At 72.2% G+C, this 7,710-nt stretch carries 1 protein-coding gene; it reads left to right on the forward strand.

Features of this window, described 5'->3' with window-relative positions:
- Positions 1–982: 982 nt before the first annotated feature.
- A partial coding sequence (locus ACZ3YO_RS22855) for an SDR family NAD(P)-dependent oxidoreductase (RefSeq protein ID WP_465572189.1) occupies positions 983–7,710 on the forward strand: 6,728 nt, incomplete at its 3' end.

Here is a 7,710-nt window from a genome sequence, read left to right on the forward strand (position 1 = left end):
CGCCCGTGGGCGTCGGCCGGGACCTCGGGGATCTCGTCGCCGACCGGCGCCTCATGCACAACCGTCATCTCGAACCACTCCAAGGGTGAGGGAACCGTCCGAGCCCGCAGGCGGCGATCCGCTCCGCTGGGCGAACACATCTTCGGTCATGCACACTACTGAACGCGGAGGCATCATGGCGGATGGTTGATCAAGTTCGTGGCTGCGAACGGGTGTTGCCCGAGTATCTGGCTGATACCGCATCACCCGCGCCCGAAATCAGCGGTCCGAATGGGCCCGGAACCGGTCGGTGCCGGGATTTTCGCGGGCCGGCCCACGGGTGATCGGGCGGCGGGGGGACCGCGTGGATCGGGTGCGCGGAAGGGAAGTCGGCGGAGGGCCGGGGGTGGTCCCGCGGGACCGATTCCGTCGCTCGCTGTCCACCCCTCGTCAGCACAGTGCACCAATCGTTTACTTGACGATCGGTTAGATCTTGCAGGATTCTGTTCCGCGAAGGGCATGTCCATGGATGTCGACAAGAGGGGAGGTCCCTGCATGGCCGGAAGCGGTCACCTCAGGGCCTTGACTCGACGGACATCATGGAATACCCCCGCCCGTGCCGACCTGTCCAGGGCTGCCGGCGGACGGAATGCCACACATCTCGGGGGCATTCGGCACGCGCAGGCCGAGGACTGCGCGAAAGAGGGCCGCCGCGGTTGGGAGCGCATCAAAACACGAAGCGACACGCAATCCGGCTGATCGCCGTCCAAGGGCGAGTCGGGTTGCGTCGCGTCGAAAAGCCGTGGTCAGGCGAGGACCAGACACCGGTCGGTGGATGCCGGCAATGACGCCGGTCCGGTGTGCCCGTTGATCCCCGTCCGGAGTTCCGGCTCCGGCACGTGCAATTCGACGATCGACGCCGAGGCACGCCCGCTGCCGTGGCACAGCCATGGGAGCAGTCCGTTACGGCCGGGGCACCGGGGATGTCAAGAGGGGTCTTCCCATGCAGAAGAACGACGTTGCTGTCATCGGCATAGCGTGCCGGTTTCCCGGGGCGGAGAACTACCGCCAGTTCTGGGACAACCTGAGACACGGTCGCTCGCACATCGGCGAAGTCCCTCAAAGCCGTTGGGACTGGAGGAAATACGCTTCTCCGGACGGTGATCCCGGCGCGGGACGGGCGCGTACGGACATCAGCAAATGGGGCGGCTTCCTCACCGGCGTGGACGCCTTCGACGCGGCGTTCTTCCATCTCTCCCCGCTGGAGGCGGAGAGCATGGACCCGCAACAGCGAATCATGCTGGAACTCGCCTGGTCGTGTATCGAGGACGCCGCCGTCCGGCCCGACGCACTCTCCGGAACCGATGTCGGGGTCTTCCTCGGTTCCTACAATCTGGACTACAAGGAACTCCAGGAGCGGGAGCTCCGCGAGGTGGCGGCGCACCACTCCACCGGAACCGCGGGTGCGGTCATCGCCAACCGCATCTCCCACTTCTTCGACCTCCGCGGGCCGAGCGTGGCCGTCGACACGGCGTCGTCCGCCTCCCTGCACGCGCTGCACCTGGCCGTCCGGTCGCTGAACCAGGGCGAGTGCGGCGTCGCGCTCGCCGGCGGGATCAACCTCGTGCTGACCCCGGGCCGGAACGTCTCCTTCTCCAAGACCGGCATGCTCTCCCCGACCGGCTCCTGCAAGACCTTCGACGAACGGGCCGACGGCTACGTGCGCGGGGAGGGCGCGGGGCTCGTCCTGCTCAAGCCCCTGGCCGACGCCGTCCGCGACGGCGACACCGTCCACGGCGTCATCAAGGGCAGCGCCGCCAACCACAGCGGCCGCACCCGCACCCTGACCTACCCCAACGACGAGGCGCAGGCGCAGGTCGTCGCGGACGCGATCCGCCGGGCGGGGATCTCCCCGGACACCATCGGCTACGTCGAGGCGCACGGGACGGGGACGCCGACCGGCGACCCGGTCGAGATCCAGGGTCTGCTGAAGGGGTTCCGGGCGGCGCGCGGCGACGGTGCGCAGGCCGGCGCGGACGCGGAGGCGGGCGAGACGGCGGAGGCGGGCCGGAAGGCGGACGCGGAGTCCGGCCGGTCGAACCACTGCGGCCTGGGCTCGGTGAAGCCGAACATCGGCCACCTGGAGGCCGCCGCGGGGATCGCGGGGTTCATCAAGGCCCTGCTGGCGCTGGAGCACCGGCAGCTGCCGGGCCTGAACAACTTCCGGAGCCTGAACCCGCGCATCGAGCTGGAGGGCACGCCGTTCCACATCGTGGAATCCCTGCGCCCCTGGAAGCCGCTGCTCTCGGAGACCGGCGAGCCCCTTCCGCGCCGCTGCGGCGTGAGCTCCTTCGGCTTCGGAGGCACCAACGCGCACGTCGTTCTGGAGGAGGCGCCGCCGCGCCCCGCCGCCGCCCGGCAGCCCCGCCCCGGCTACCTGATCTGCCTCTCGGCCCGGACCACGACGGCGCTGGAGCAGAGGATCCGCGACCTGTCCGACTGGCTCGACCAGGAGTGGCCCGGCACCGACCTGACGGACCTCAGCGCCACACTGCTCCTCGGGCGCGAGCACCTCGACCGCCGGACGGCGCTGGTCGTGCGCAGCGCCGACGAACTGCGGGTGAAGCTGAAGCGCCTGCTGGAGGCCGGCCGGGCCCGGAACTGCTTCCACGACCGGGGCTCCGCCGGGCAGCCGGCCCCGGCCGGGGGAGAGCGGTCCGACGCACCCCGTCCTGACGTCCCGGACACGTTCCACCTCGGCGCGGACCTCCCCGCCGACGAGTACACGCAACAACTCCTGGCCCTGGCCGAGGCCTTCAGCGGGGGAGCCGACCGCCCCTGGGTGGACCTCTTCCCGGCCGTCGGGGCGCGAAGGCTCCGCCTGCCGACGTACGCGTTCGACCGGCGGCGCTTCTGGATCACCCCGGACGCCGCCGACGCCGCTCCGGCGCCGGCCCCGGCCGGGCACGGGGACGCCGCACACGAAGAAGCCGGGCACCAGGAAGCCGGGAACGAGGAACCAGCATCGGATGCGGCCGGGAACGCGCGCCGCGGGGAGTGGGCAGGTTTGGGCGTCGAAGAGAGTGTCGAGGCGGATCTCCGCAGCATCGCGGGCCAGGTCCTGAAGCTCGCGGCCGACGAGATCCACCCGAAGGACCGGCTGACCGACCTCGGGTTCGACTCGGTCGGCAACACGCAGCTGGCCCTGCGGCTGAGCGGGCACTTCGGGATCGACGTCACGCCCGAGCTCTTCTACACCTACTTCACGCTGGAGATGGTCCGGGACCACCTCGTCCGGGACCACCGGGACGCGGTGCGGCGCACCTACGGGGTGGCCGGGGAAGCCGCCCCCGCCGCGGCCGAGCCGGCGGCGCCCCGGGCCGAAGCCGCCCCCGCCCCCGCGCCGACCGGTACGGCCGCCGCCGACGACGCCATCGCCGTCATCGGGATGAGCGGACGCTTCCCCCAGGCCCGGACCGTCGACGAGTTCTGGAACCTCCTCGCCGAGGGCCGGGAGGCGATCGGACCGATACCCGCCGACCGGGCGGAGAGCTGGCGCGGCCCCCTCGACGTGACCGGCGTCAGGGCCGGATGGCTGCCCGGCGCGGCCGAGTTCGACCCGCTGTTCTTCGAGATCTCCCCCAAGGAGGCCGAGACCATGGACCCGCGGCAGCGCCTGCTGCTGCAGGAGTCCTGGCGGGCCCTGGAGGACGCGGGGTACGGGGCGAAGCAGCTCCGTGACAACACCATGGGCATGTTCGTCGGCGCCGAACAGGGCGACTACCAGCGCCTGACCGGTGACGGGGAGACGCTCACCTCGGGCCACGACGGCATCCTGGCCGCCCGCCTCGGCTACTTCCTGAACTTCTCGGGCCCGGTGCTCAGCATCAACACCGCCTGCTCGGCGGGCCTGGCGGCCGTGCACCAGGCCTGCCTGAGCCTGCGCAGCGGCGAGTGCGACACCGCGGTCGCGGCCGGCGTCAACCTCCTGTCGACCTCCAGGTTCTTCGAGCACGCCACCCAGGCCGGCATGCTGTCGGAGGACGGCGTCTGCTACGCCTTCGACCGGCGCGCCAACGGCCTGGTGATGGCCGAGGCCGTCGCCGTCGTCGTGCTGAAGCCGCTGTCGAAGGCGGTCGCCGACGGCGACCGGATCCACGCCGTCATCCGGGCCAGCGGCGTCAACTACGACGGCCGCACCAACGGCATCACCGCGCCCAGCCAGCCGTCGCAGGCCGCCCTGCTGAGCACCGTCTACGACCGGTTCGGCATCGACCCGGCCGGCATTGACCACGTGGTCGCGCACGGCACCGGCACCCGGCTCGGCGACCCCATCGAGGTCAACGCACTCGCCGGCGTCTTCGGCCGCCACACCGACAAGAAGCAGTACTGCGCCCTGACCTCGGTCAAGACCAACGTCGGGCACACCCTGGCGGCCTCCGGCGTGGTCAGCCTGATCGGCCTGGTGCAGGCCCTGCGGCACGAGACGCTGCCCGCCAGCCTGCACTGCGAGCAGGAGAGCGACTACATCGACTGGGCCCACAGCCCGTTCTACGTCAACCGCGAGGCGCGGCCCTGGAAGGACGAGCCGGGCCGCAAGCGGATGGGCGCGGTCAGCTCCTTCGGCATCAGCGGCACCAACGCCCATGTCGTGGTGGAGAGTCACGGCGCCGAGCCGGCCCGCTCCGGCGCCGGTGACCGGCCCTCCCAGCTGCTCGTGCTCTCCGCGAAGACCGACGAGGCACTGCGGACCAGGGCCGCGGAGCTGCTGGCCTTCCTGCAGAACGACGGGGCCGGCGAGACCGGCCTCGACCGGATCAGCGCCACCCTGCTCGGCGGCCGGCACCACTTCGCGCACCGCTGCGCACTGGTCGCCGCCACCCGGGCGGAGGCCGAGCAGCTGCTCCAGCAGTTCCTCGACGGCAAGAAGGCCCCCCAGCTGTTCCGCGGGGTGGCCGGCCGGGACTTCCAGCCGCAGGTCGCCCTCACCGAGTACGGCAACGAGCTGGTGGCGCGCGCCGCCGGTGCGGCCGCGGACCGTGGCCGGTACCAGGACGCCGTCCGCGCCCTGGCCGACCTCTACACCCAGGGCTACGAGCTCGACTGGGAGCGGCTGTTCGGCGACCGGCCGCCGCTGCGCGCCTCGCTGCCCGGCTACCCCTTCGCACGCGAGACCTACTGGGCCGAGGCCGCGGCGGACGGGTCGCGCCGCGCCCTGCCGGCGGCCGGCCCGGGGCCCCGCCCGCGCCTGCACCCGCTGCTGGACGGCAACGAATCCACGCTCCACGCCCAGCGGTTCGGCAAGCGGCTGTCGAAGGACGAGTTCTTCCTGCGGGACCACGTCGTGGACGGCAAGATACTGCTCCCGGGCGTCGCCCACATGGAGATGGCGTACACGGCCGCCCGGCTCTCCAGCGGCTCCGAGGCCGTGACGCTCCAGGACATCATCTGGGGCCACCCGATCGTCATGGAGGACGACTCCCGGACGGTCAACATCGAGCTCAGCCCGCTCAAGCAGGACTCGCTCGAGTACCTCATCTACAGCGAGAGCGACGGCAGGCGGACCGTCTTCTCCCAGGGCCGGGCCAACTACGCCGCGGAACAGCCCTCGCGGGTGCGGGGCAGCATCGACATCCCCGGCATCCTGGGGCGCTGCACCGGCCGCCAGGAGAACGCGGAGATCTTCGCGAGCTTCCGGGAGCTGGGCTTCGGCTACGGCGAGACCTTCCAGGCCATCGAGACGCTCCACTGCGGCGAGACCGAGGCCCTGGCCCGGATCGTCCTCGGGGACGGCCTGGCGGGCGAGTTCCCCGAGTTCACCATGCACCCCTCGCTCTTCGACGCCGCGCTCAACACCCTGCGGGGCATCGGCGAGCAGGACGGCGTGCTGAGAATCCCGTTCAGCCTCGAAGAGCTCGTCGTCTTCGCCCCCATCCCGAGCGTCTCCTACTGCCACGCCACGATCCACCGGATCGCCCGCGACGGCGCGGTCAGCGTCAACCTCGCGATCTGCGACGAGAACGGCGCCGAGTGCGTGCGGGCCACCGGGCTCGTCTTCAAGGAGTTCGCGGCCAAGAAGGACGAGGAACTGCACCTCTACGTCCCGCGCTGGACGGAGGGCACCGGCGAGAGCACCGGGCAGGGGCCGGACTCCGCCGGCGCGGAGCACGTACTGCTCGTCCTCGACGACGACGAGGCGCGCCCGGCGCGACTCGCGGACACGCACCCCGGCCGCGTCCTCCGGGTGACGGCCGGGCAGGCCTTCGCGGAGCCGTCCCCGGGCGTCTTCACCGTCGACCGCCGCAGCGGCGCCGACTTCGACCGGCTGCTGCGCACCCTCGACGAGCGCGGGCAGCTGCCGCACGCGATCGCCGACCTCTGGGCGCTGACGCCCGGCCGGTCCGGGCTCACCCTCGGGCTGGAGAGCCTGCGCCACCTCTTCCGGGCCGTGCACCAGGTCGGCATCGAGCACGAGATCCGGTACCTGGCCGTCCTGCCCGGCGAGCCGGGACCGGCCCGTGCGGCCGCGGAGGCGCTCTCCGGGTTCGCGCGCGCCATGACGCCCGTCAACCACCTCTTCCGGATGAACAGCCTCCAGCTCGACGCGACCGCGGGCGCCGGGGCCGTCGCCGACGGCGTGCTGCGGGAACTGCGCCTGGCCGAGGGCCCCACCGCGCGCGGCGGGCACGAGATCCGGCACGCCGACGGCACCCGCTCCGAGCGGGTCCTCCAGCCGTGGAACGGCGGCGGCCGGCCCGCGGCCTCGGCGCTGCCCCTGAAGGAGGGCGGCGTCTACCTGATCAGCGGCGGCGCCGGAGCGCTCGGGCTGCACCTCGCCGGCTACCTCGCCCAGCAGTGCCGGGCCAGGCTCGTCCTGCTCGGCCGCCGGCAGCCCGACGCCGAGCGGCGCGCGAAGCTCGCCGCCCTGGAGGCGGCCGGAGCCGAGGTCCTCTACCTCGCCTGCGACGTGGCCGACCGCGACGACGTCGGCCGGGCACTCGCCGCGGCACGCGAGCGCTTCGGCACGCTGGACGGCGTCTTCCACAGCGCCGGCCTCGTCGGCAGCGCCGGCGTCATGGAGGCCGGGCAGGCCGAGTTCGACGCCGTCCTGGCGCCGAAGCTGCACGGCACCGTCCACCTGGACGAGCTGACGCAGCAGGACCCGCTGGACTTCTTCGTCCTCTTCTCGTCCATCGCCGCCTACGTCGGCGACTTCGGGCAGGGCAGCTACGCCGCCGCCAACCGCTTCCTCGACGCCTACGCCCACCAGCGGGAGGCGCTGCGGGCCGAGGGCCTGCGCCACGGCCGGAGCATCTCGATCAACTGGCCCTACTGGGACGAGGGCGGGATGCTCGGCGACATCGAGCAGGACGGCACCGCCAAGACCCTGTACTACGACTACTCGGGCATGCGCGGCCTCAGGACGGCCGAGGGCATCCGGGCGCTGCTGACGATCCTCGTCTCCGGCGAGACCCAGGTCGTCGTGACCAAGGGCGAGCGGGCGAAGATCGAGAAGGTGCTGCGGGTGGCCGGCGCGGACCGCGCCAAGGCCGCCCGGAAGGCCCCTGCGCCACGGGCCGCGGTGCCCGCCGCGACGGTCCGCCCGTCGGTCCGGGCACGCGTGACCGTCGCCGCGGAGCCGGTGGTGGTTGCGGGTGGTGGTTCGGAGGAGTTGCTGGGGCGGACGGTCGAGTATCTGAAGGACCGGTTGTCGCAGGTGTTCCGGATTCC

The organism is Kitasatospora sp. NPDC022785, assembly GCF_055561295.1.